At 57.2% G+C, this 23,100-nt stretch carries 21 protein-coding genes and 1 other RNA gene; 16 read left to right on the forward strand and 6 right to left on the reverse strand.

What is annotated here, in order from left to right; translation table 11 throughout:
- The first annotated feature begins 109 nt into the window (after window positions 1-109).
- The 3 genes from ppiD to IMQ56_RS01810 all read left to right on the forward strand — a co-directional run bounded on the left by ppiD (window position 110) and on the right by IMQ56_RS01810 (window position 3,006).
- A complete protein-coding gene (gene ppiD / locus IMQ56_RS01800; RefSeq protein WP_017383192.1) occupies window positions 110-1,981 on the forward strand; it encodes a peptidylprolyl isomerase in 1,872 nt (623 codons plus the stop codon).
- Between the two features lie 148 nt (window positions 1,982-2,129).
- Window positions 2,130-2,510 carry a helix-hairpin-helix domain-containing protein gene (locus IMQ56_RS01805; protein ID WP_023296027.1) on the forward strand — a complete coding sequence of 127 codons (381 nt, stop codon included), beginning with the start codon at window positions 2,130-2,132 and terminating at the stop codon, window positions 2,508-2,510.
- Window positions 2,511-2,607: 97 nt separating this feature from the next.
- Window positions 2,608-3,006, forward strand: a complete 399-nt coding sequence (locus tag IMQ56_RS01810) for a YbgC/FadM family acyl-CoA thioesterase (protein WP_017694410.1) — start codon at window positions 2,608-2,610, stop codon at window positions 3,004-3,006.
- Between the two features lie 62 nt (window positions 3,007-3,068).
- On the opposite strand, the gene queC is transcribed toward IMQ56_RS01810, so the two are convergent.
- The gene (gene queC, locus IMQ56_RS01815) at window positions 3,069-3,764 is read right to left on the reverse strand and encodes a 7-cyano-7-deazaguanine synthase QueC (RefSeq protein WP_015571271.1); all 696 of its coding nucleotides are present in this window, start codon (window positions 3,762-3,764) and stop codon (window positions 3,069-3,071) included.
- A 66-nt stretch (window positions 3,765-3,830) separates the two neighbouring features.
- Complete coding sequence (locus tag IMQ56_RS01820; RefSeq protein ID WP_196063764.1) at window positions 3,831-5,531, reverse strand: SgrR family transcriptional regulator; 1,701 nt, start codon at window positions 5,529-5,531, stop codon at window positions 3,831-3,833.
- A gap of 101 nt (window positions 5,532-5,632) precedes the next feature.
- On the opposite strand from IMQ56_RS01820, the gene cof reads away from it, so the two are divergent.
- Window positions 5,633-6,451, forward strand: coding sequence for an HMP-PP phosphatase (gene cof / locus IMQ56_RS01825; protein ID WP_196063763.1), 819 nt, complete (start codon window positions 5,633-5,635; stop codon window positions 6,449-6,451).
- Window positions 6,452-6,492: 41 nt separating this feature from the next.
- Here the strand turns inward: cof and IMQ56_RS01830 are convergent, their stop codons facing one another.
- Entirely contained in the window at window positions 6,493-7,539 is a 1,047-nt protein-coding gene (locus IMQ56_RS01830) for a PLP-dependent cysteine synthase family protein (protein ID WP_017383196.1), read from the reverse strand.
- Between the two features lie 115 nt (window positions 7,540-7,654).
- Here IMQ56_RS01830 and IMQ56_RS01835 point away from each other — a divergent pair, with 115 nt between their 5' ends.
- The 5 genes from IMQ56_RS01835 (at window position 7,655) to amtB (ending at window position 13,544) form a co-directional block, all read left to right on the forward strand.
- Window positions 7,655-8,113: an Lrp/AsnC family transcriptional regulator gene (locus IMQ56_RS01835; protein ID WP_015571267.1), complete on the forward strand. Its 459-nt coding sequence runs from the start codon at window positions 7,655-7,657 to the stop codon at window positions 8,111-8,113.
- A gap of 30 nt (window positions 8,114-8,143) precedes the next feature.
- The gene (locus IMQ56_RS01840) at window positions 8,144-9,898 is read left to right on the forward strand and encodes a SmdA family multidrug ABC transporter permease/ATP-binding protein (RefSeq protein ID WP_039271554.1); all 1,755 of its coding nucleotides are present in this window, start codon (window positions 8,144-8,146) and stop codon (window positions 9,896-9,898) included.
- On the forward strand, window positions 9,891-11,672 hold the full coding sequence (locus tag IMQ56_RS01845; RefSeq protein WP_015571266.1) for a SmdB family multidrug efflux ABC transporter permease/ATP-binding protein: 1,782 nt from the start codon (window positions 9,891-9,893) through the stop codon (window positions 11,670-11,672). The genes IMQ56_RS01840 and IMQ56_RS01845 overlap by 8 nt, the downstream gene beginning before the upstream one ends.
- 211 nt (window positions 11,673-11,883) lie before the next feature.
- Complete coding sequence (gene glnK / locus IMQ56_RS01850; protein WP_006809867.1) at window positions 11,884-12,222, forward strand: P-II family nitrogen regulator; 339 nt, start codon at window positions 11,884-11,886, stop codon at window positions 12,220-12,222.
- Window positions 12,223-12,257: 35 nt separating this feature from the next.
- Window positions 12,258-13,544 carry an ammonium transporter AmtB gene (amtB, locus tag IMQ56_RS01855; RefSeq protein ID WP_015571265.1) on the forward strand — a complete coding sequence of 429 codons (1,287 nt, stop codon included), beginning with the start codon at window positions 12,258-12,260 and terminating at the stop codon, window positions 13,542-13,544.
- Between the two features lie 95 nt (window positions 13,545-13,639).
- On the opposite strand, the gene tesB is transcribed toward amtB, so the two are convergent.
- A complete protein-coding gene (tesB, locus tag IMQ56_RS01860) occupies window positions 13,640-14,500 on the reverse strand; it encodes an acyl-CoA thioesterase II (protein ID WP_015571264.1) in 861 nt (286 codons plus the stop codon).
- 203 nt (window positions 14,501-14,703) lie between these two features.
- On the opposite strand from tesB, the gene IMQ56_RS01865 reads away from it, so the two are divergent.
- Window positions 14,704-15,231 carry a YbaY family lipoprotein gene (locus IMQ56_RS01865; RefSeq protein ID WP_040117270.1) on the forward strand — a complete coding sequence of 176 codons (528 nt, stop codon included), beginning with the start codon at window positions 14,704-14,706 and terminating at the stop codon, window positions 15,229-15,231.
- A gap of 37 nt (window positions 15,232-15,268) precedes the next feature.
- Here IMQ56_RS01865 and IMQ56_RS01870 read toward each other — a convergent pair whose 3' ends face one another.
- On the reverse strand, window positions 15,269-15,580 hold the full coding sequence (locus tag IMQ56_RS01870; RefSeq protein ID WP_003859016.1) for an MGMT family protein: 312 nt from the start codon (window positions 15,578-15,580) through the stop codon (window positions 15,269-15,271).
- A 170-nt stretch (window positions 15,581-15,750) separates the two neighbouring features.
- On the opposite strand from IMQ56_RS01870, the gene ffs reads away from it, so the two are divergent.
- From ffs to IMQ56_RS01885, 3 genes are all read left to right on the forward strand, one after another.
- An RNA gene (gene ffs, locus IMQ56_RS01875) (signal recognition particle sRNA small type) lies at window positions 15,751-15,847 on the forward strand.
- Window positions 15,848-16,094: 247 nt separating this feature from the next.
- Window positions 16,095-16,346 carry a hypothetical protein gene (locus IMQ56_RS01880; RefSeq protein WP_006809862.1) on the forward strand — a complete coding sequence of 84 codons (252 nt, stop codon included), beginning with the start codon at window positions 16,095-16,097 and terminating at the stop codon, window positions 16,344-16,346.
- On the forward strand, window positions 16,343-16,558 hold the full coding sequence (locus IMQ56_RS01885; RefSeq protein ID WP_015571263.1) for a hypothetical protein: 216 nt from the start codon (window positions 16,343-16,345) through the stop codon (window positions 16,556-16,558). The genes IMQ56_RS01880 and IMQ56_RS01885 overlap by 4 nt, the downstream gene beginning before the upstream one ends.
- A 70-nt stretch (window positions 16,559-16,628) precedes the next feature.
- Here IMQ56_RS01885 and IMQ56_RS01890 read toward each other — a convergent pair whose 3' ends face one another.
- Window positions 16,629-18,050, reverse strand: a complete 1,422-nt coding sequence (locus tag IMQ56_RS01890) for a PLP-dependent aminotransferase family protein (RefSeq protein ID WP_045142058.1) — start codon at window positions 18,048-18,050, stop codon at window positions 16,629-16,631.
- A gap of 84 nt (window positions 18,051-18,134) precedes the next feature.
- Between IMQ56_RS01890 and IMQ56_RS01895 the strand changes: the two genes are divergently transcribed.
- The 3 genes from IMQ56_RS01895 to IMQ56_RS01905 all read left to right on the forward strand — a co-directional run bounded on the left by IMQ56_RS01895 (window position 18,135) and on the right by IMQ56_RS01905 (window position 23,087).
- Complete coding sequence (locus IMQ56_RS01895) at window positions 18,135-18,746, forward strand: membrane protein (RefSeq protein WP_045142059.1); 612 nt, start codon at window positions 18,135-18,137, stop codon at window positions 18,744-18,746.
- A gap of 77 nt (window positions 18,747-18,823) precedes the next feature.
- Complete coding sequence (locus IMQ56_RS01900; RefSeq protein ID WP_017694402.1) at window positions 18,824-19,894, forward strand: LacI family DNA-binding transcriptional regulator; 1,071 nt, start codon at window positions 18,824-18,826, stop codon at window positions 19,892-19,894.
- A 103-nt stretch (window positions 19,895-19,997) separates the two neighbouring features.
- A complete protein-coding gene (locus IMQ56_RS01905; protein WP_196063762.1) occupies window positions 19,998-23,087 on the forward strand; it encodes a beta-galactosidase in 3,090 nt (1,029 codons plus the stop codon).
- Window positions 23,088-23,100 lie beyond the last annotated feature (13 nt).

The following is a 23,100-nucleotide window of genomic DNA, read 5'->3' on the forward strand; positions in this document are numbered from 1 at the left end:
GGCTGACAATTGCCCTGTTTTCTTGTCACAATACGCCTTTACGCGCGACGGTCAGGATTTTCCGTCAGCGTCAGGTAACCAGTCACCTACAGCGGAGTGTTGTTACACCATGATGGACAGCTTACGCACGGCTGCTAACAGTCTCGTGCTCAAGATTATTTTCGGTATCATTATCGTGTCGTTCATATTGACCGGTGTGAGTAGTTACCTCATCGGCGGTGGCGCGAACTACGCCGCAAAAGTGAATGGCCAGGAAATTAGCCGTGGGCAGTTCGAGAACGCTTTTGCTGGTGAACGTAACCGCATGCAGCAGCAACTGGGCGACCAATACTCTGAACTTGCAGCCAACGAAGGCTATATGAAAAACCTGCGTCAGCAGACGCTGAACCGCCTTATCGACGAAGCGCTGCTGGATCAGTACGCGAAAAGCCTCGGTCTGGGCATCAGCGATGAGCAGGTTAAAAAAGCCATCTTCTCGACGCAGGCTTTCCAGTCTAATGGGAAGTTCGACAACGCGCGTTACAACAGCATTGTTAACCAGATGGGTATGACGGCTGACCAGTACGCTCAGGCGCTGCGTAACCAGTTGACCACGCAACAGCTGATCAACGCGGTGGTGGGCACCGATTTCATGCTGAAAGGCGAAACTGAAGAGCTGGCGGCACTGGTGGCGCAGCAACGCGTGGTGCGTGAAGCGACGATTGATGTCAACGCACTGGCAGCGAAACAGCAGGTTAGCGACGCTGAAGTTAATGCTTACTACGAGCAAAACAAGAACAACTTCATCTCTCCGGAACAGTTCCGCGTAAGCTATATCAAGCTGGATGCAGCTGCGATGCAGGAAAACGCGACTGACGCCGAGATCCAGTCTTATTACGACCAGCATCAGGATCAGTTCACTCAGCCGCAGCGTAACCGTTACAGCGTGATCCAGACCAAAACGGAAGCAGAAGCGAAAGCCGTGCTGGACGAGCTGAACAAAGGCGCTGATTTCGCCACCTTAGCGAAAGCAAAATCCACCGACATTATTTCTGCCAAAAACGGCGGTGATATGGGCTGGCTGGAAGAGTCCACTACCCCGGACGAGCTGAAAAATGCAGGCCTGAAAGAGAAAGGCCAACTGTCTGGTGTAATCAAATCCTCCGTTGGTTTCCTGGTGGCGCGTCTGGACGATGTTGTGGCGGCGAAAACCAAGCCGCTGGCTGACGTTCGTGATGATATCGCTGCGAAAGTGAAGCAGGAGAAAGCGCTGGACGCCTTCTATGCTCTGCAACAGAAAGTGAGCGATGCCGCAAGCAACGACAATGAATCACTGGCGGGTGCTGAGCAGGCTGCTGGCGTTAAAGCGGTTGAGACGGGCTGGTTCAGCCACGAAAACCTGCCGGAAGAACTGAACTTCAAACCAGTTTCAGATGCCATTTTCAATGGTGGTCTGGTCGGTGAGAACGGTACGCCGGGCAGCAACTCAGACATCATTACCGTTGACGGTGACCGAGCGTTCGTACTGCGCGTCAGCGAGCACAAAGCCGAGGCAGTGAAGCCCCTGGCGGAAGTGAAAGATCAGGTGGTGGCGCTGGTCAAACACAACAAAGCGGCACAGCAGGCAAAACTGGATGCAGAGAAAATTCTGGCCGATCTGAAAGCCGGTAAGAACGATGCGCTGAAAGCGGCTGGCCTGAGCTTTGGCGAAGCAAAAACGCTGAGCCGTACCGGTCAGGATCCTGTCAGCCAGGCGGCGTTTGGCCTGAGCCTGCCGGCGAAAGACAAACCTGTCTTTGGCACCACGACCGATATGCAGGGTAACGTGGTGCTTCTGGCGCTGGATGAAGTAAAAGCCGGTACGCTGCCAGACGCGCAGAAGAAGGCCATGGTTCAGGGAATTACCCAGAACAATGCCCAGATTGCTTTCGAAGCGATGATGAGCAACCTGCGTAAAGAAGCCAAAATCAAACTGGGTGATGTGGTCACTCAGGAGCAATAATTACGTATCTGCTCGCAGATTTTAGTAACGCTCTGCAAAAACTAAAGGCCGCTTTCGCGGCCTTTTCCATTTCTGCAATCTGTTGTTTGTCCCTGTTTTCCCGTGCGGTTATCGTGGCGTGGCTGTCAACAAACAAGGAGAAAACAGCATGAAATGTGGAATCAAAGCACTGTTAATTACACTGGCTATTGCCACTTCCGGGATGAGTGCGGGCGCGCTGGCCGCGTCCCCCTCGGCTAAAGCGCAGGCTGCACAAAACCAGGCCGATGCAACGTCACAAGGTCATGTTAAAGCCAACGCGACGGCCAGCACGAAAGCCATTGAGGACGAGGGTACGCGGGTCAGTATCAATACTGCCTCTGCGGACGATCTTGCCCGCGTTATGAATGGCGTGGGTCTAAAAAAAGCGCAGGCCATCGTCAGCTATCGTGAAGAGTATGGCCCTTTCAAAACCCTTGACGATCTCAAGCAGGTGCCGGGTATGGGCAGCGCGCTGGTTGAGCGCAATCTCGCACACCTGACGCTGTAATCGCGTAATCACTTGCACTGCGGCAAAAATTTGCCAGGATAAAGAGGTCATACCAGTTATGACCTCTGAACCTATAACAACGAAAGGCTATTGCGCTATGCAGACACAAATCAAAGTCCGTGGTTATCACCTCGATGTTTACCAGCACGTCAATAACGCCCGCTACCTTGAATTTCTTGAAGAGGCGCGCTGGGACGGCCTGGAGAACAGCGAAAGCTTCCAGTGGCTGACCGCACACAACATCGCGTTTGTGGTCGTCAATATCAACATTAACTACCGCCGCCCGGCTGTGCTGGGGGATGTGCTCACCGTGACCAGTGAGGTCCAACAACTGAATGGCAAAAGTGGTGTATTGAGCCAGGTCGTTACGCTGGAGCCAGAAGGGCAGGTGGTGGCCGATGCGCTGATCACCTTTGTCTGTATCGATCTCAAAACCCAGAAAGCGTTGCCGCTGGAAGGGGAGTTGCGCGAAAAGCTGGAGCTGATGATCGCGTAAGAAATGTTCAGGAATAACTGTGCTGTCGACACTTACCGTTCGACAGCACGGTCAGGTAGCCCTTATTTCAGCCCGGTCTTTTTCTGCATCGCGGCCATCACGCCCGCTTTATCCGCAAAATAATGATTCAGACCGTTCGCGCGCAGGTTACAGGCGGCACACTGCCCGCAGCCGTCCCCTTTAATGCCGTTGTAGCAGGTCAGGGTCTCGTTGCGAACAACATCCAGCTTGCCCCAGTAGTCGGCCAGGGCCCAGGTTTCAGCCTTATCCAGCCACATCAGCGGCGTTTCGAAGCGGGTCTCTTTTGCCATTCCCAGATCGACGGCGTGATTGAGTGCTTTCACGAATTCATCCCGGCAGTCCGGGTAGCCAGAGAAGTCGGTCTCACACACGCCCGTGATCACCGCTTCGGCTTTCACCTGGTAGGCATAGATCGCCGTCAGGGTCAGGAAGAGAATGTTGCGGCCCGGTACGAAGGTGTTCGGAATGCCGCTGGCATCCGGTTCGTAATCAGGCACCGGAATGCTGTCGCGGGTGAGGCTGCTGACGGCCAGTTCATTTAACAGCGTCACGTCCAGCACTTTATGAGCGCGGGCGCCCAGTTTGAGGGCCAGTTCACGAGCGACATCGATTTCAGCGCGATGACGCTGACCATAATCAAAAGTGACGCAGTGCACTTCATCATACTGGTGAAGCGCCTGAATCAGGCAGGTGGTGGAATCTTGTCCTCCGCTGAACACGACGACGGCACGTTTCATAGATCATCTCGACAGTTACAGTAAAAGCGTCATGTTAACGCCTGGCTAAAGCGGCGACCAGCTTCTTCACGCGTTTGGGGGAGGAAGCCAGGCTTCGGTGAAGTCAAACCAGCCGCGAGTGTTAAGGCGTATGCCGTTGACGCCCGGAGGCGCGCTGATTTGATACTGGTAGTTAAAGAGCGGCGTCAGGACGGCTGTCTCCATTAACCGGCTGAAGATAGCCTGAAGTCCTGCGTGTCGGTCACGTTCGTCGGCCTGCGTCTGCACCGCATCCAGCGTGGCCTGCAAATGGGCATATGCCGGTGCGCTCAGCAGATGCGGCCAGAGCGCATCGCAGCGGAGCCACTGCTCAAGCGTGTACGCTGGCGCTTCGCCAATCAGTCTGTCTCCCATCATGATGTCTGCATCGGCAAGCTGCTGGCACCCGTCCCACGTTTTGGCGTCGTGAAAGATGACGGTCAGTTCACAACCCTGCCGCGCAAGGTATGCTTTTAACTGGCTGGCCATGGTGTGAAGCTCAACCGGCAGGTGGTAGACGAGCATCAATGCCTCTGGCAGCGCAACGTCGGTTAAATCAGGCCATTGGGGGATCGCCCAGCCGGGTAGCAGTTCCTCGGTAGGGGTAATGAGTCCTTCGTTCAGAGGAAGCGTGTGCAGCAGCGTTGAGAGGTGAATGATATTAATCAGCCGCTTTGCCTGAAGTTCGCTCAGACGCGGACTCTGTTTCAGCGTGAGGTAGCAGAAGCCCAGACTGGTGCTGTTACTCACCAGCCGCAGGCTGGCCAGCTCGTCGGCCTCGCCAATGGCGATTTGCACCGGGTGGCGACAGCTGGTGCCCAGACTGTAGTCAAAAAGCTGGGGCGTGATCCAGTACTCGATAGCCTTAAGCAACGGATGGCCAAGGTGATACTGCTCGTGGCTTTCCAGACGCACCAGTTCAGGCTCAAAAACGCTCAGCCGGAAGGGACCGCTACCCACCACGGGGTAATCGGGATGCGCCAGACGGCTACAGTAGGTTGCCAGCCTGTGCGCCAGCCAGTAGTCAGGTTGATGGAGAATAAACGTCAGGCACTGCGGTTGCGTGGTTTCGATACGTAAGACGCTGCGGAAAAGCGTGCCCAAGCCGGGCTGCGATAACAGCGCCGTCAGGCTTTGCCGGAGCTGTGCCGTCTCTATTTTATCGCCGTTATGCCAGTGCAGGGTGGAGCGAATGTAGAAATGCCAGCGCAGGCCGTCAGCGGAGATTTCCCAGTGATGCGCCAGATCGCCCGTGGGTTCACTGCTGGTACCATTAAAACGCGTCAAACCAGAGAATACCTGTCCCGCCAGATGCTGCTCCGCCCGGCCAGGGAGAAACCCCGGCTGAAGCGGCTCCAGGGAGCGATAGTAGGGAATACGCAGCGTCGGCGTATCGTTCTGCCACTGCCCGCCCATAAACGGATGCAGCAGCGATCGCAAATCTTCAGGCGCGAGCTGGGCCAGCTCCAGCGCGTTGTGCTGCTGTCCACTTTTCAGGGCCTCTTCCATCATCGTATTACGCAACGAGTCCGGGGTGACGTGAAAGCGTAATTCCCCACGCTTACCTCGTCCGGAGCGGGCGTGCCAGCTTAGCCAGCCCGCCTCCTGCGCCTGGCGCAGCAGGGTGCGAACATGTCGCTCGCTGCAAAAGCAGCGGCTGGCAAGTTCACTGATGGTAACCTGCTGCGGTGCGCCGGCGGAGGGGTGCCACAGACGCTGATACTGGTTAAGACGATTAAGCTGGCGCATGAAAAACCCGGAACAATAATTATCATCTATTCACTATTACTTCCGTATATCTCACGTAATACTAATGCACAAGTTAACCGCATCACATTTCGGGAGTAATTATGGCTCGGCTCGCTGCATTTGATATGGACGGCACGCTGTTAATGCCGGATCACCGTTTAGGGGAGAAAACCCTGAACACACTTAAGCGCCTGCGCGAGCGTGAAGTCACCCTGACGTTTGCCACTGGTCGTCATGTTCTCGAGATGCGCCATCTGCTGGGAACATTTGCCCTCGATGCGTTCCTGATCACCGGCAACGGGACGCGCATTCACTCCGTCGACGGCAATATGCTGCACCGTCAGGATCTGAATCCGGAAGTGGCGGACATTGTCCTGCACAGCACCTGGGATACGCAGGCCAGCGTGCATGTTTTTAATGATGAAGGCTGGTTTACCGGGCGTGAGATCCCGGCCTTGCTGCACGCTCACGTTTACAGCGGCTTTAAATATCAGCTTATCGATTTGCGCCGCATTCCAGCACACAAGGTGACCAAGATCTGCTTCTGTGGCGATCACGACGATCTCTGCCGCCTGCGTATTCAACTAAACGAGGCGCTGGGCTACCGGGCGCACCTGACCTTCTCGGCGGTGGACTGCCTTGAAGTGCTGCCGGTGGGCTGTAACAAAGGATCTGCGCTGGCGGTGCTGAGCGATCATCTGGGGCTGACGATGCAGGACTGTATGGCCTTTGGTGACGCCATGAACGACCACGAGATGCTGAGCAGCGTGGGTCGTGGACTGATTATGGGGAACGCGATGCCGCAACTTATCGCCGCGCTCCCGCATTTACCGGTTATCGGACACTGTCGTAACGAAGCGGTGTCCCATTTTTTGACGCATTGGCTGGACAAAAATAACCTCCCATATTCCCCCGAATAGTGAGACCCTTCCAGCAAGCCAGGCTTTAGCCTGGCTTTTTTTTATTTCACCAGCTGCGAAATCTGCGCTTTCCACGGTTCTACATCGCCAATAGTTGCCTGCACCCATTCTGCATTGTAATAGGTGTCCAGGTAGCGCTCCCCGCTGTCACACAGCAGCGTGACGACAGAGCCGGTACGGCCTTCTTCGCGCATCCTCGCGGCCAGCTGTAGCGCGCCCCACATATTGGTGCCGGTGGAAGCCCCGACTTTACGGCCAAGCTGTGTCTCCAGCCAGTGCGCCGTCGCGACGCTGGCGGCGTCCGGCACGCGGAGCATCTCATCCACAACGTCCGGAATGAACGAGGGTTCGACGCGCGGGCGACCAATCCCTTCGATCTTGCTCCCCACGGGGCTGCGCAGGCTGGCATCGCGGGATTGCCAGTAATCGAGGAACACCGAGTTTTGCGGGTCAACCACCATCAGCTGCGTATCATAACCCTGACAGCGGATATAACGTCCGATGGTGGCGGAGGTTCCGCCCGTGCCCGCGCTCATGACAATGTAAGAGGGAACAGGATGCGGCTCGTGGGTCATCTGGCGGAAAATGCTGTCCGCAATGTTATTATTGCCGCGCCAGTCGGTGGCGCGCTCGGCGAAGGTAAACTGGTCCATATAGTGACCATTCAGTTCGCGGGCCAGCATTTCGGAGGCCGCATAGATTTCGCAGGCGCTTTCCACAAAGTGGCAGCGTCCGCCGTAAAATTCGATCTGTTCGACTTTACGTTTCGCCGTGCAGGAGGGCATCACGGCGATAAACGGGAGGCCCAGCAGGCGGGCAAAGTAGGCTTCGGAGACGGCAGTTGATCCGGACGACGATTCAATAATCGTGGTGCCTTCTTTAATCCAGCCGTTACATAAACCGTATAAAAAGAGTGAACGCGCCAGGCGATGCTTCAGGCTGCCGGTAGGATGGGTGCTTTCATCCTTCAGGTAAAGCTGAATGCCGGGAAATCCAGGCAGAGGCAGGCGGATCAAGTGGGTGTCTGCCGAGCGCTGATAGTCGGCATTTATTTCGCTGATGGCATGTTTAACCCAGGTGCTATTCATCGTAGTTATCCGTTTGTCATTTTGTGCCCAGCATAGCGAAAAGCACAGAAAAAATTGTTGCTATCTGACCTTTAAAATAGAATGTAAGGAGAATAATTTTCTCTTCGAGGTGGCTATGTTAGATAAAATTGATCGTAAGCTGCTTTCTTTGCTGCAAAGCGACTGCACCCTCTCTTTGCAGGCGCTGGCAGATGCCGTTAATCTGACCACCACACCGTGCTGGAAGCGCCTCAAGAAGCTGGAAGATGATGGCATTCTGCTGGGACGCGTGGCGTTGCTGGATCCCGAAAAACTGGGGCTTGGACTGACCGCCTTCGTCCTGATAAAAACGCAGCATCACAGTAGCGAATGGTACTGCCGCTTCGTCACCCAGGTTTCCGACATGCCCGAAGTGCTCGGCTTCTGGCGCATGGCGGGGGAATACGACTATCTGATGCGCGTTCAGGTGGCAGACATGAAGCGCTACGATGATTTCTACAAGCGGCTGGTCAATAGCGTACCAGGCTTGTCCGATGTCACCTCCAGTTTCGCCATGGAACAGATTAAATACACCACAGCGTTACCCATTGAATAACTTCTTAAAATACCTTCAGGAAAAGACCGCGTGCGATTATTTGCCCAATTAAGCTGGTACTTTCGTCGGGAGTGGCAACGCTACCTCGGCGCGGTGGCCCTGCTTATTATCATTGCCATTCTGCAACTGATCCCGCCCAAAGTGGTGGGTTACGTCGTGGATGGCGTTACGGAACAACATTACACCGCCGCACGGGTGATGATGTGGGGCGGTACGCTGGTGCTGACGGCCGTGGTGGTTTACCTGCTGCGTTATGTCTGGCGCGTGCTGCTGTTCGGCGCGTCCTATCAGCTTGCCGTTGAGCTGCGCGAGGACTTTTACCGCCAGCTGAGCCGCCAGCACCCTGAGTTTTATCTGCGTCACCGTACCGGGGATCTCATCGCCCGCGCCACTAACGATGTAGACCGCGTGGTGTTTGCCGCCGGTGAAGGGGTGCTAACGCTGGTGGATTCCCTGGTGATGGGCTGTGCGGTACTGATTGTGATGTCTACGCAAATTAGCTGGGAGCTCACGCTGCTGGCGCTGCTGCCGATGCCGCTGATGGCGCTGGCAATTAACCGCTACGGCGAGCAGCTCCATGAACGCTTTAAGCTGGCGCAGGCGGCGTTCTCGTCGCTGAACGATCGCACCCAGGAGAGCATGACCAGCATCCGCATGATTAAAGCGTTTGGTCTGGAAGACCGCCAGTCCGCGCTGTTTGCCGCCGACGCCGCCGATACCGGCGCGAAAAACATGCGCGTGGCGCGTATTGATGCCCGTTTCGATCCGACAATTTATATTGCGATTGGCATGGCGAACCTGCTGGCAGTGGGCGGCGGCAGCTGGATGGTGGTGCAAGGCACGATGACCCTCGGGCAGTTAACCAGCTTTGCGATGTACCTTGGGCTGATGATCTGGCCGATGCTGGCGCTGGCCTGGATGTTTAATATCGTTGAACGCGGGAGCGCCGCTTACAGCCGTATCCGCGCCATGCTGGCGGAAGTGCCGGTCGTGAACGATGGCAGCGAGCCGGTGGCGGAAGGTCCGGGTATTCTCAAGGCTGATATCCGCGCCTTTATCTACCCGCAAACGGAACATCCGGTGCTTGAGAACGTCAGTTTCACGCTGCGTCCTGGTCAGATGCTGGGCATCTGTGGCCCGACGGGTTCCGGTAAAAGCACCATTCTGTCACTGATTCAGCGCCATTTTGACGTGAGCGAAGGCGATATCCGTTTCCACGACGTCCCTCTGCCACGTCTGCTGCTGGATGACTGGCGCAGCCGCCTGGCGGTCGTCAGCCAGACGCCGTTTTTGTTTTCAGACACCATTGCCAACAATATCGCGCTCGGGTGTCCGACGGCGACACAGGACCAGATCGAGCACGTGGCGCGTCTGGCCAGCGTCCACGAGGATATTCTGCGCCTGCCGCAGGGCTACGATACGGAAGTGGGTGAGCGGGGCGTTATGCTCTCCGGCGGACAAAAACAGCGTATCTCTATTGCCCGCGCGCTGCTGCTGGACGCTGAGATCCTGATACTGGATGATGCGCTGTCCGCAGTTGACGGGCGTACTGAACATCAAATTTTGCATAACCTTCGCCAGTGGGGAGAGGGGCGCACGGTCATCATCAGCGCGCACCGCCTGTCGGCCCTTACCGAAGCCAGTGAAATTCTGGTGCTTCAGCACGGGCATATTGCTCAGCGTGGTCAGCATGAGCAGCTTGCCGGGCAGACCGGATGGTATCGGGATATGTACCGCTATCAACAGCTTGAAGCCGCGCTGGATGAGGAGGTCGCCGATGCGTAAGTTTGGACAGATGTGGCCGACGTTAAAACGGCTGCTGGCCTATGGCTCACCGTGGCGCAAACCGCTTTCCATCGCCGTGCTGTTGCTGTGGATCGCCGCGATTGCGGAGGTGACCGGTCCGCTGCTTATCAGTTATTTCATCGACAATATGGTGGCGAAAAACTATCTGCCGCTGGGGCTGGTGGCGGGGCTGGGCGTGGCGTATGTCGGCCTACAGCTGACGGCGGCGGGGCTGCACTATGCGCAGTCGCTGCTGTTTAACCGGGCCGCCGTGGGCGTGGTCCAGCAGCTTCGCACGGATGTGATGGATGCCGCGCTGCGCCAGCCGCTGAGCGAGTTTGATACTCAGCCGGTCGGGCAGGTTATTTCGCGCGTCACCAATGACACCGAGGTGATCCGCGACCTCTATGTAACCGTTGTCGCAACGGTTCTGCGCAGTGCCGCGTTGATTGGCGCGATGCTGGTGGCGATGTTCAGCCTGGACTGGCGTATGGCGCTGGTGGCGATCGCTATTTTCCCGGCGGTGCTGATTGTGATGGTAATTTACCAGCGCTACAGCACGCCGATTGTTCGTCGCGTGCGCGCTTACCTCGCAGATATCAATGATGGCTTCAACGAAGTGATCAACGGCATGAGCGTTATCCAGCAGTTTCGCCAGCAGGCGCGTTTTGGCGAGCGAATGGGAGAAGCCAGCCGCTCGCACTATATGGCGCGGATGCAGACGTTACGGCTGGATGGCTTCCTGTTACGCCCGCTGCTGAGCCTCTTCTCTGCGCTGGTGCTGTGCGGGCTGTTGATGCTGTTTGGCCTGACGACGCGCGGAACCATCGAGGTGGGGGTACTGTACGCATTTATCAGCTACCTTGGACGCCTTAACGAACCGCTGATTGAACTCACCACGCAGCAATCGATGCTGCAACAGGCGGTGGTTGCGGGCGAGCGTGTATTCGAGCTGATGGACAGGCCGCGTCAGACCTATGGCGATGACGAACGCCCGCTGGAAAGTGGATCCATAGCGTTTGATCATGTCTCGTTTGCCTACCGCGACGACCAGCTTGTCTTGCAGGATATCAACCTCGAGGTACCGTCGCGCGGTTTTGTCGCCCTGGTTGGGCATACCGGCAGCGGCAAAAGCACGCTCGCCAGTTTGCTGATGGGCTACTATCCGTTGACGCAGGGGGAGATCCGTCTGGACGGACGGCCGCTTGCCGCGCTTAGCCACAACGCGTTACGTAAGGGCGTCGCGATGGTGCAGCAGGATCCGGTGGTACTGGCGGATACCTTTTATGCCAACGTGACGCTGGGACGACCTTTCACGCCTGAGCAGGTATGGGAGGTGCTGGAAACGGTGCAGCTTGCGGATCTGGCGCGCGGGTTAAGCGAGGGGATCCATACCCGGCTGGGTGAGCAGGGCAATAATCTCTCGGTCGGGCAAAAGCAACTTCTTGCGCTGGCGCGCGTGCTGATTGAGACGCCACAGGTGTTAATTCTGGATGAAGCGACCGCAAGCATTGACTCCGGTACCGAGCAGGCGATCCAGCAGGCGCTGGCTGCCGTGCGGGATCGCACTACGCTGGTGGTAATCGCCCACCGCCTCTCAACCATCGTCGATGCCGATACCATTCTGGTGCTGCACCGTGGCCAGGCCGTTGAACGGGGGACGCACAGAGCGCTGCTTGAGGCAAAAGGACGCTACTGGCAGATGTATCAGTTGCAGCTGGCAGGCGACGAACTGGCCGCCAGCGCGCGCGAGGAAGAGTCACTCAGCGCCTGATGCACCATAACAAGGCAATGCGCTAACAGACTTAACCGTTGGTGCAAAACTGAAACGCACCCTGCACTGCCATGGTGCGTTTTTTTTCATCCCTACCCGGCGCATGCGCGCCGCGGCGCTTTCCTCCTCACCTTTCACTTCTGGCACACCCTTTGCAATATCCCTTTCGTGTTAGCTGCGGCCATTACCGAATTCTGACTGGAGGGGATATATGAAGCTGGTTACGGTGGTAATCAAACCATTCAAACTCGAAGACGTGCGTGAAGCGCTGTCTTCCATGGGTATTCAGGGACTGACTGTCACCGAAGTGAAAGGCTTTGGGCGTCAGAAAGGTCATGCCGAGCTTTATCGCGGGGCGGAATACAGCGTTAACTTCCTGCCAAAAGTGAAGATTGATGTGGCGATTGCCGACGATCAGCTTGATGAGGTGATTGATGTCGTCAGCAAAGCAGCCTACACCGGAAAAATTGGCGACGGCAAAATTTTCGTTGCCGAACTACAGCGCGTCATTCGCATCCGTACCGGCGAATCTGACGAAGCGGCGTTGTAAGTAACTCCTGGCACACAGTGATAGGGATCGAGAAAATGAAGAAAGCAACAATGAAAACAGGTCTGGGTTCGCTGGCACTGCTGCCGGGCCTGGCAATGGCTGCACCTGCTGTGGCAGACAAAGCCGATAACGCCTTTATGATGATTTGCACCGCGCTGGTGCTGTTCATGACGATTCCGGGGATCGCGCTGTTTTACGGCGGCCTGATCCGCGGCAAGAACGTACTCTCCATGCTGACGCAGGTTGCCGTCACGTTCGCGCTGGTGTGCGTGCTGTGGGTGGTTTACGGTTACTCGCTGGCCTTCGGGGAGGGCAACGCCTTCTTCGGCAACGTTAACTGGGCGATGCTGAAAAATATCGAACTGACCGCGGTGATGGGCAGTTTTTATCAGTATATTCATGTCGCGTTCCAGGGCTCATTCGCCTGCATCACCGTGGGGCTGATTGTGGGCGCGCTGGCTGAGCGTATCCGCTTCTCTGCGGTACTGATTTTCGTGGTGGTCTGGCTGACGCTCTCCTATATCCCGATTGCGCATATGGTCTGGGGAGGTGGTCTGTTGGCTTCCCATGGCGCGCTGGACTTTGCGGGCGGTACCGTTGTGCACATCAACGCCGCGGTAGCAGGTCTGGTAGGCGCATACCTGATTGGTAAGCGCGTGGGCTTCGGGAAGGAAGCATTCAAGCCGCACAATCTGCCGATGGTCTTTACCGGCACCGCCATCCTCTATTTTGGCTGGTTCGGCTTCAACGCAGGTTCAGCCAGCGCCGCTAACGAAATCGCCGCGCTGGCCTTCGTGAATACCGTTGTGGCAACCGCCGGCGCTATCCTCTCATGGGTATTTGGCGAGTGGGCCGTTCGCGGCAAGCCATCGCTGCTGGGTGCCTGTTCCGGGGCGATTGCCGGTCTGGTAGGTATTACACCAGCGTGCGGTTACGTGGGCGTGGGCGGTGCGCTGCTGATCGGTATCGTCGCAGGACTGGCGGGGCTGTGGGGCGTTACCGCACTGAAACGTGTTCTGCGCGTTGACGATCCGTGTGATGTATTCGGCGTACACGGTGTGTGCGGCATCGTCGGCTGTATCATGACCGGTATCTTTGCTGCCCAATCTCTGGGCGGAGTAGGTTACGCAGAAGGCGTGACCATGATGCATCAGGTGCTGGTACAGCTGGAAAGCATCGCGATCACCGTTGTCTGGTCCGGTGTTGTGGCCTTTATCGGTTACAAGCTGGCTGATATGACCGTTGGGCTGCGCGTGCCGGAAGAGCAGGAGCGCGAAGGCCTGGACGTCAACAGCCACGGCGAGAATGCCTATAACGCATAATTTGAGTGCCTTGCCGGGCGGCGGCTTCGCCTTACCCGGCCTGAAAAAGCACAATTCGCAGGCCCGGTGAGCGCAGCGCCACCGGGCTTTTTACATCATCCGCGATTACGCATCACACCTTCCTGCACGGTAGAAGCCACCAGCACGCCATCCTGAGTGTAAAACTCCCCGCGTACAAAGCCGCGCGCGCTGGACGCAGAGGTACTTTCCACGCTGTAAAGCAGCCATTCATTCATATCGAATGGACGGTGGAACCACATGGAATGGTCAATTGTGGCGACCTGCATCCCTTTTTCGAGGAAGCCCACACCGTGCGGCTGTAGCGCAACCGGCAGGAAGTTGAAATCCGACGCATACCCCAGCAGGTACTGATGCACGCGTAAATCTGCGGGTACGCTGCCGTTGGCGCGGATCCACACCTGGCGGGCGGGCTCAGCGGTATGCCCCTTCATTGGGTTATGAAATTCGACCGGGCGGATCTCCAGCGGTTTATCGCACAGAAACTTCTCTTTTACCTGCGGCGGCAGCAGATGCGCGAGAGCGCGGGCAATTTCGGTTTCCGATTTCAGATCGTCCGGCGACGGGGCAGACGGCATCTTTTTTTGATGCTCATAGCCCGGCTCTGGCGCCTGGAACGAGGCGGTCATGTAGAAGATGGGTTTGCCATGCTGGATGGCCGCCACGCGACGGGCGCTGAAGCTTTGACCGTCACGCAGAACTTCCACGTCGTAAACAATCGGTTTAGCACTGTCACCGGGGCGTAAAAAGTAGCTGTGAAACGAGTGCACCAGACGGTCTGCCGGGACGGTCTCCTTGGCGGCATACAGCGCTTGCCCCACGACCTGGCCGCCAAAAACCTGGCGTAAGCCTAAATCTTCGCTCTGTCCGCGAAATAGCCCTTCTTCTATTTTTTCCAGGTTCAGTAATGTCAGCAGATTGTTCAGTGCCTGACTCATAGTGGTCCTCAATAAACGCCGTGGCGAAAGATACGCTGAGTATAACCCAGAAATGAAAGTGGTCCGATGGGTAGAATAATCTTAATATCCGGACGAAATTAGGCATAAATCCGTGATTTGTGCCACACTTGTATTCGTTATGTGAATAAAACGACATCAGATGGGATCGATCCCGCTGGTGCATTGATGATAAGGAGACTTCAATGAAACTCGTGCCTATGCTCAGTGGTGTAGCAATTGCGGTAGCGTTGTCCGCCTGTGCTGGTAAGAGTGCCGATGTACCGGTGCCAACAGCAAGCGCAAACGGGATTAACACCCTTTCACAGCAAGCTATTCAGCAGCCAAATGTTTCCGGTACGATCTGGATCAAACAGAAGGTTGCGCTGCCGCCGGATGCGGTTTTAACGGTCACGCTGTCTGATGCTTCCCTGGCGGATGCGCCGTCTAAAGTGCTTGCGCAGCGCGCGGTTCGTACAGAGGGTAAACAGGCGCCGTTCAGCTTTGTGCTGCCGTACAACCCGTCTGACGTGCAACCCAATGCGCGTATCCTCCTGAGCGCGGCGGTAACGATCAACGATAAGCTGGTCTTTATCACCGATACCGTGCAGGAAGCGGTCAACAAAGGCGGCACCAAAATCGACCTGAACCTGGTACCGGTGCAGCAAACTGAAGTGCCTGTTGCAACGCAGACCAATCAGCCGACTCTGCCTACACCGCCAACACAGCTGTAATTCTCTTTCGCCCTCTCCATGTTGACGGGAGAGGGCGTCAGTACTCCCAGCGATACTTCTGCATATCAATTTGTCCTGCCCCGGACACCTGCACCCCTTCTGAAAGTAATGCCTGACGCTGGCGCTGCAAGTCTGGCCCGGTGAGGGAAATGGCGCCATGGCGATTGACGACCCGGTGCCACGGTAACGTGCTTCCTTCTGGTAGCCTCCTTAGCACGCCGCCTACCTGACGCGCCGCGCGCGGAGAACCCGCCAGCCGGGCGACTTCCCCATAGGTCGTGACACAGCCTTCCGGGATCGAGGCTACGATTTGCCACACTCGCTGTGGGAAAGTGTCATGTTCGTCCATTGTTACTCCTGCGGGAAATCAGCGAAGGGTAATGTTATACGAAGATAAAGAAGATTGTCGGGGCAGTTTGCGCAATAATCCAGCATCCGGTTGCCAGCGGCTTGCAATTGAGGTGCTCCACAGGGATAATGCGCCAGCGCGTTGGTTATCAACGCTCTCAATGGGGGCTCTGTTGGTTCTCCCGCAACGCTACTCTGTTCACCAGGTCAGGTCCGGAAGGAAGCAGCCAGGGCAGACGACGTGGGTGCCGGGATGTAGCTGGCAGGGCCCCCACCCATTTGTGCTCCTCTCCAGTCGTTCCCCTGAATAAACCTTCTAAATTATGTGACTATTGTATTTTTTGTAATGCAACCTTCATTTGACTGAAATAATAATGTCATAAACCTGTAATAATAGACTGTCATTTTATTTTTCGATGCCTTTATTCTGTCATAAGCTAAAAAATATATATCTGGATAACAAACTTATCTTCGTGTATTAAATTAAACACGTGTTCCGAAAGGATGTGACAATCATGGTTACTGCGGTTTTAAACGTTAAAATTGATGAAGCGCTAAAAGAAAGACTTCGCCACTATGCGGAAGACAATAATGAGAATTTAAGCGTGACCACAGAGAAACTGCTGCTGCTGGCATTTGAAGCAGTAGAAGAGGCGGGAGTATCGGAAGAGGATGTTGATAATCAGCATACGGAAGAAGAGAGCGTAACTCCATTTACTCCTAAAGAAATCAAAGCACTACGTAAACTTCTGAAGAAGAGAAAATGAAACAACAACTATCGACTGCCAGTGACTACAACGAGGCCTGCAATCTGTTACGTTCCGGCTACGTGAAACATGTTCGTCTTGGCTGGAATGTAGGAAGTGATGAGTTCTTTCGTATTGCGTCTGACTGGTGTGATACCGGTGCAAAAATAAAGAAAGAAGGGGATAATTTCATTATTTCGCTGAAAGGCTTCCCGATTCCACCTCAACATTAAGTTGTTCTTCATGAAAACTGCTGACTGCATGCGATACAGTCAGCAGTTTTTATTGTTTCTGGCGAATAATTTACACCAGGCTCCGTTTTACTGACGCTACACTTTTATTTAATGCATGCCACAGCGGTTTGATCCGCAATAATGCCTCTTCAAGTTCTGGTGAACTGAGTGAGAAGGGCATACGCAGGTAGCGGTCAAACGCGCCTGATAGTCCAAAACGCGTGCCGGTGCCCATAATGATGCCTGTCGTTTCGGCGCGTGCCGCCAGCTGTGTCGCCAGCATGCCGGGTAATTCAATCCAGTATGAAAGCCCTCCCTCCGCTTCCTGAAACCGCCATTCGGGGAAATGTTCCCGCAGCATCTGGCCGCAGCGGTCGCGCCGTTCTGCCAGCATTTGCCGCCGGGCAGGCAGGAAGGTTGCACTGTTTTCGATAAGCCACAGCGTGGCCAGCTGTTCCAGCACCGGAGAGCCCAGATCCAGCGTGTCGCGCGTTTGCGCGAGGGTGGCGATAGTGCGTGACGAGGCGCGGATCCAGCCGAGACGCAGCCCACCCCAGAAGCTTTTACCTGCGGAACCCAGCGTCATCACCGTGGCCTCCGGGTTAAAGGCGGCCAGCGGCGGCGGCGGGGGAACATCGAACCAGAGATCGACCATGGTTTCATCCACCACCAGCGTGGTGCGGGTTTGCGCGGCGATGTCGGTTATGGTCTGGCGCGTCGCGGCATCCATGCAACGTCCGGTCGGATTATGAAAATCCGGCATCAGATAGGCCAGACGCGGGGCTGTCTGGGCAAGCGTTGCGGCAAAACCGTCGGTATCCCAGCCCGTTTCAGGCAGCGAGACGCCCACGGGCCGGCATAGCGCCCCCTGAATAGCGGCTATCGCCAGCGGGTAGGTGGGATGATCCACCACCACGCGATCCCCGGGACCGGTCATCATTCTTAAGATCAGGGCGAAGCCGCTGACGGCGCCGTTCACCACCATCACTTCGTCTGCCCGGGTGGGCAGACCGCGTGCGGTGTAGCGGGCGGCGATAGCTTCACGCAGCGCCGGAAGCCCAAGCTGATCGTACCCGGTCAGCGCCAGATTCGGCGTGATGGCCGTCAGCGCGTGGGCGTAGGCCTGGTGGATCTCTGGTCCCGCGTTGAGTGCGGCGGTTGAGAGATCCAGCGCCGCGCTGGCAGTAGAAAGCGTGGGCACGGCGCGGCGGTCTGGCAGGATCGCCCGCGAACCGCTGCCGTGACGGCTCTCCAGATAACCCTCTTCCCGCAGATGCGCCAGCGCGCTGCTGATGGTGGTGCGGCTTACGCTCAGAGCGGCGGCCAGTTCCCGCTCTCCGGGCAGGCGCGTGTTTAACGCCAGCCTGCCATCCAGAATTAACAGGCGTAACGCGTCAGCCAGCTGGCGCCACAGCGGGGTGCGGGAAGAGGCTTGCTGCCAGTGCCCTAACAGGCGTACCAGAGACTGGCTTCCAAAACGACGTGATGACATATGCAGTCCACTATTTGAAAACTGGACATTAATCATAGTGCCATTTTCACCGAAGATGGAACCTGGTTCTTCGGAGAAGAGAAAATGGTACGTCGTCTGGTACAACTTTATGTCGGTTTAGGCCTGTACGGGCTTTCAACCGCGATGTTTATTCGTTCGGATCTGGGTGTCGACCCGTGGGATGTCTTTCACCTTGGCGTCGCCATCCAGATCGGGATGAGCATCGGCACGGTGATTATTTTAACCGGGGCCGCGGTGCTGCTGCTGTGGATCCCGCTGCGTCAGCTGCCGGGACTGGGTACTATCAGTAATGTGATTTGTATTGGTCTGGCGGCCGATGCGTCAATGGCGCTGATCCCTGAGCTCACCTCGCTGCCCGTGCGCATCACCCTGCTGGTTTCCGGCATTGTGGTTAACGCCCTTGCCACCGGGATGTATATCGGCGCGGGTTTTGGCGCAGGCCCGCGCGACGGTCTGATGACCGGCATACATGCCCGGCTGGGCTGGTCGATCCGCAGCGTGCGTACCGCGATCGAGGTGACCGTGTTGATCGTCGGCTACCTCCTCGGGGGAGCGTTTGGCGTTGGAACCGTACTGTATGCATTAACCATCGGCCCGCTGATCCAGCTCTGTTTGCCGTGGTTTCGTCAGGGACCGCGCATTCAGAAAGCCGCGCGGCCGGAGCGGATTGTTTAATTTTGCGAAGCGCTCACAGGCTATGATGGCGTAACTGTGTCAGAATAGAGACTTCTCTTTTTACGACGCCAGAATGTATGAAAGCGATCACTCTTTATGACGTTGCCCGCGTGGCGGGCGTTTCCTATCAGACCGTTTCCCGGGTGATTAACGACGCAGAACACGTTTCTGCCCGTACGCGGGAAAAGGTCCGGCAGGCCATGGCGGCGCTACACTATGTGCCTAACCGTGGCGCGCAGCAGCTGGCCGGGAAACGTACCCGCACGCTGGGGCTAATGACCAGCGATCTGGCGCTGCATGCGCCGTCGCAAATCGCCTCAGCTGTAAAATCCCGGGCAGTGGAGCAGGGGGCTAGCGTACTCATCTCCATGGTGGAGCAACCCGCGCAGTGTCAGGCTGCTTTGCAGGAATTACTGGCGCAGCGCGTGGAGGCGCTGCTGGTGAACGTTCCGCTGGAAGATGCACAGGCAGAAATGCTTCAGGAAATGGCCTCGCCGACCCCGGTTCTTTTTCTCGATGTTTCCCCCACAGCTCGGGTTAACAGCCTTGTTTTCAATGCCGAACAGGGCGCTGGCCTGGGGGCAGAGCATCTGCTTTCGCTGGGGCACCAGCGAATTGCGCTGCTCGCCGGGCCGGAAAGTTCTGTCTCTGCCCGGGCTCGTCTGGCGGGATGGAAAACCACGCTGGCCCGGGCCGGCGTGGAGGCGTTTGCGGTGGCGCAGGGCGACTGGAGCGCGGCCTCGGGCTATGAGAAAGGGCATCAGCTCCTGGCGGGCGCGCAGCTGCCGGAGGCGATCCTCGTCGCTAACGATCAGATGGCGCTTGGCGTTTTACGCGCCTGTGCGGAAAAAGGCGTTGCGGTACCGGGGCAGATCTCGGTTGTCGGGTTTGATGATACGGCTGACAGCGCGTGGTTTTCACCTCCGCTCACCACCGTTCGGCAGGCGTTCCGCGAGGCCGGTGAGCGCAGCGTGGAGCGGCTGATGGCACCTGCCCATCACGACGAATGCTGGCAGGAACAACTTCCCGTTACGTTGATCGTGCGTCATTCCACCGCGCCGCGCGCCGCACAGCAGGCCGATCGTGAAGATCTGGCGCAACAGCTCAGAACTCTGGCGCTGCTGGCGGAGAAACTGGCGCGCAGCTAGCACTTTTGTGATCGTGCTCGCCTGGTGACGATCAAAGTCTTTACCGCCACCGTTTACCAGGGCATGTTGGCTGAAATTGTGAGCGCTTCGCGAAGAGGTTGATATGTCTTCTACATTACCGCTGACCCTCAGCGCACTTCTGGCGCGTCGTGACTGGGAAAACCCGGGCGTGACGCAGTGGAATCGTCTGGCTACACACGCGCCTTTTCATAGCTGGCGCGATGAAACCTTCGCCCGCGAGGATAAACTTTCGCTAAGCAAGCGTCTGCTTAACGGCGTCTGGCGATTCAGCTTTTTCCCGGCGCCAGAGCAGGTTCCCGAGGCATGGATAACGGACGATCTGGCTGACGCCGTTGAGATGCCCGTGCCGTCGAACTGGCAGATGGAGGGATTTGACACTCCCATCTATACCAACGTCACCTATCCGATAAATGTGAACCCGCCGTATGTTCCGGCTGAAAACCCAACTGGTTGTTACTCGCTCACATTTGAGATGAATGACGCCTGGCTGTGCAGCGGGCAAACCCGCATTATTTTTGACGGGGTGAATTCAGCTTTTCATCTGTGGTGTAACGGCCAGTGGGTGGGCTATTCGCAGGACAGCCGTCTGCCTGCGGAGTTCGATCTTAGCGCGGTGCTGCGACCGGGGCAGAACCGTCTGGCGGTGATGGTGTTACGCTGGTGCGACGGAAGCTACCTGGAAGATCAGGACATGTGGCGGATGAGCGGCATTTTCCGTGACGTCTCGCTGCTGCACAAGCCGGAAACGCGAATTGCCGATTATCAGATCGTGACCGATCTGAATGCCGAATGCGATCGGGCGATACTCCGGGTTGACGTTGCGCTGGAAGGCTCACGCTACGCCGAATGCGAGGTGGCGTTTACCCTGTGGCGTAACGGCGAAGCCTGCGCGCAAACCACGCAGCAGCCCGGATCGGCCATCGTGGACGAACGTGGCAGTTGGGCAGAACGGCTCACGGTGGCGATCCCCGTGAACGCTCCCGCGCTGTGGAGCGCTGAAACACCGGAATGCTATCGGCTGACAATGTCGCTTCGGGATGCGCAGGGTAACGTGCTGGAGACTGAAGCCTGCGATGTCGGTTTCAGACGCGTCGAAATCAGCAACGGCCTGCTGAAGCTTAACGGCAAACCGCTGCTGATCCGCGGCGTGAACCGTCACGAACATCATCCTGAGAAGGGGCAGGTGATGGATGAGGCGACCATGCGCCGCGACATCGAACTGATGAAGCAGCATAACTTCAACGCCGTGCGCTGCTCGCATTATCCGAACCATCCTCTGTGGTACACGCTTTGCGATCGCTACGGCCTGTACGTGGTCGATGAGGCGAATATTGAAACCCATGGCATGGTGCCGATGAGCCGCCTGGCGGACGATCCGCGCTGGCTGCCTGCCATGAGCGAACGCGTTACGCGTATGGTGCAGCGGGACCGGAATCATCCGTCCATCATCATCTGGTCCCTGGGGAATGAGTCCGGGCATGGGGCGAACCACGATGCGCTGTACCGCTGGCTGAAAACCACCGATCCCACGCGGCCGGTGCAGTACGAAGGCGGCGGCGCCAGTACAGCCGCTACCGATATTGTCTGCCCGATGTATGCCCGCGTCGATCAGGATCAGCCGTTCCCGGCGGTGCCAAAGTGGTCGATTAAAAAGTGGATCGGCATGCCGGACGAAACCCGTCCGCTGATCCTCTGCGAGTATGCCCACGCGATGGGCAACAGCTTTGGCGGCTTTGCCAGCTACTGGCAGGCATTCCGCAGCCATCCCCGTTTGCAGGGCGGCTTTGTCTGGGACTGGGTCGATCAGGCGCTGACGAAAAAAGCGGAAGACGGCACGGCATTCTGGGCCTACGGCGGCGATTTTGGCGATAAGCCCAACGACCGTCAGTTCTGCCTCAACGGGCTGGTGTTTCCCGATCGCACTCCGCATCCCGCCCTTTATGAGGCGCAGCGTGCCCAGCAGTTCTTTACCTTTACGCTGGTGAGCACCGCTCCGCTGGTCGTCGAGATCCAGAGCGATTATCTGTTCCGTCATACTGACAACGAGCATCTGCGATGGTCGGTGGCGCGTGACGGTGCGGTGTTGGCTACCGGCGAAACCCCCCTTTCTGTTGCGCCCCAGGGGACGCAGCGTGTTGAGATCCCGCTGCCTGAGCTTGACGCTGAGCCGGGCGAGGTCTGGCTCAACGTGGAAATCGTTCAGCCGCAGGCCACGCCGTGGTCGCCGCCCGACCACCGTTGTGCCTGGGATCAGTGGCCGCTCCCGGCTCCGCTGTACCTTGCGCCCCCGAAAGCAGGCGGAACCCCTCCGCAGCTAACGGTGCAGGACGAGGCGCTGGACATTACTCATCAGCAGCAGCGCTGGCAGTTTAGCCGTCTCACCGGAAACCTGACCCAGTGGTGGAACGAGGGTGCTGAAACGCTCCGTTACCCGCTAACGGATAACTTCACCCGCGCGCCGCTGGACAATGACATTGGCGTCAGCGAGGCGACCCGCATCGATCCGAACGCGTGGGTGGAACGCTGGAAAGCGGCGGGAATGTATGAGATGTCCTCGCGCCTCCTCCAGTGTGAAGCGGAGCAGCATGCCCGTGAGGTGGTGGTGACCACGCAGCATGTCTGGGAGCATCAGGGAAAAGCGCTGTTTATCAGCTGCAAGGTCTGGCGGATTGATGACCACGGAGTACTGCACGGTGATGTGCAGGTGACGGTGGCGTCTGATATTCCTGAGCCCGCTCGCGTGGGCCTGAGCGTTATGCTGGCGGATATCCCGGAAACGGTGCGCTGGCTGGGGCTGGGCCCGCTGGAGAACTATCCGGACAGAAAACTGGCGGCGCAGCAGGGGCGCTGGGCGTTACCGCTGGAAGAGATGCAGACGCCGTATATCTTCCCGACGGAGAACGGTTTGCGCTGCGACACCCGCGAGCTGACGTTTGGCTCCCATCAGTTGCAGGGACAGTTCCATTTCTCCCTGAGCCGTTATAGCCAGCGGCAGCTGCATGAGACAACGCATCAGCATTTTCTGCGGGAAGAGGCTGGCTGCTGGTTGAATCTTGATGCGTTTCACATGGGCGTAGGGGGGGACGACTCATGGAGCCCGAGCGTAGCCCCGGCCTTCATTCTGCAAAACCGCCGGCTGCGCTTCACGTTTAGCTGGCAGCAGAACGGCTGAGCCGACACGTGCG

The organism is Enterobacter sp. Res13-Sevr-PEC09-46 (genome assembly GCF_015672585.1).
GTDB lineage: Bacteria > Pseudomonadota > Gammaproteobacteria > Enterobacterales > Enterobacteriaceae > Enterobacter > Enterobacter hormaechei_C.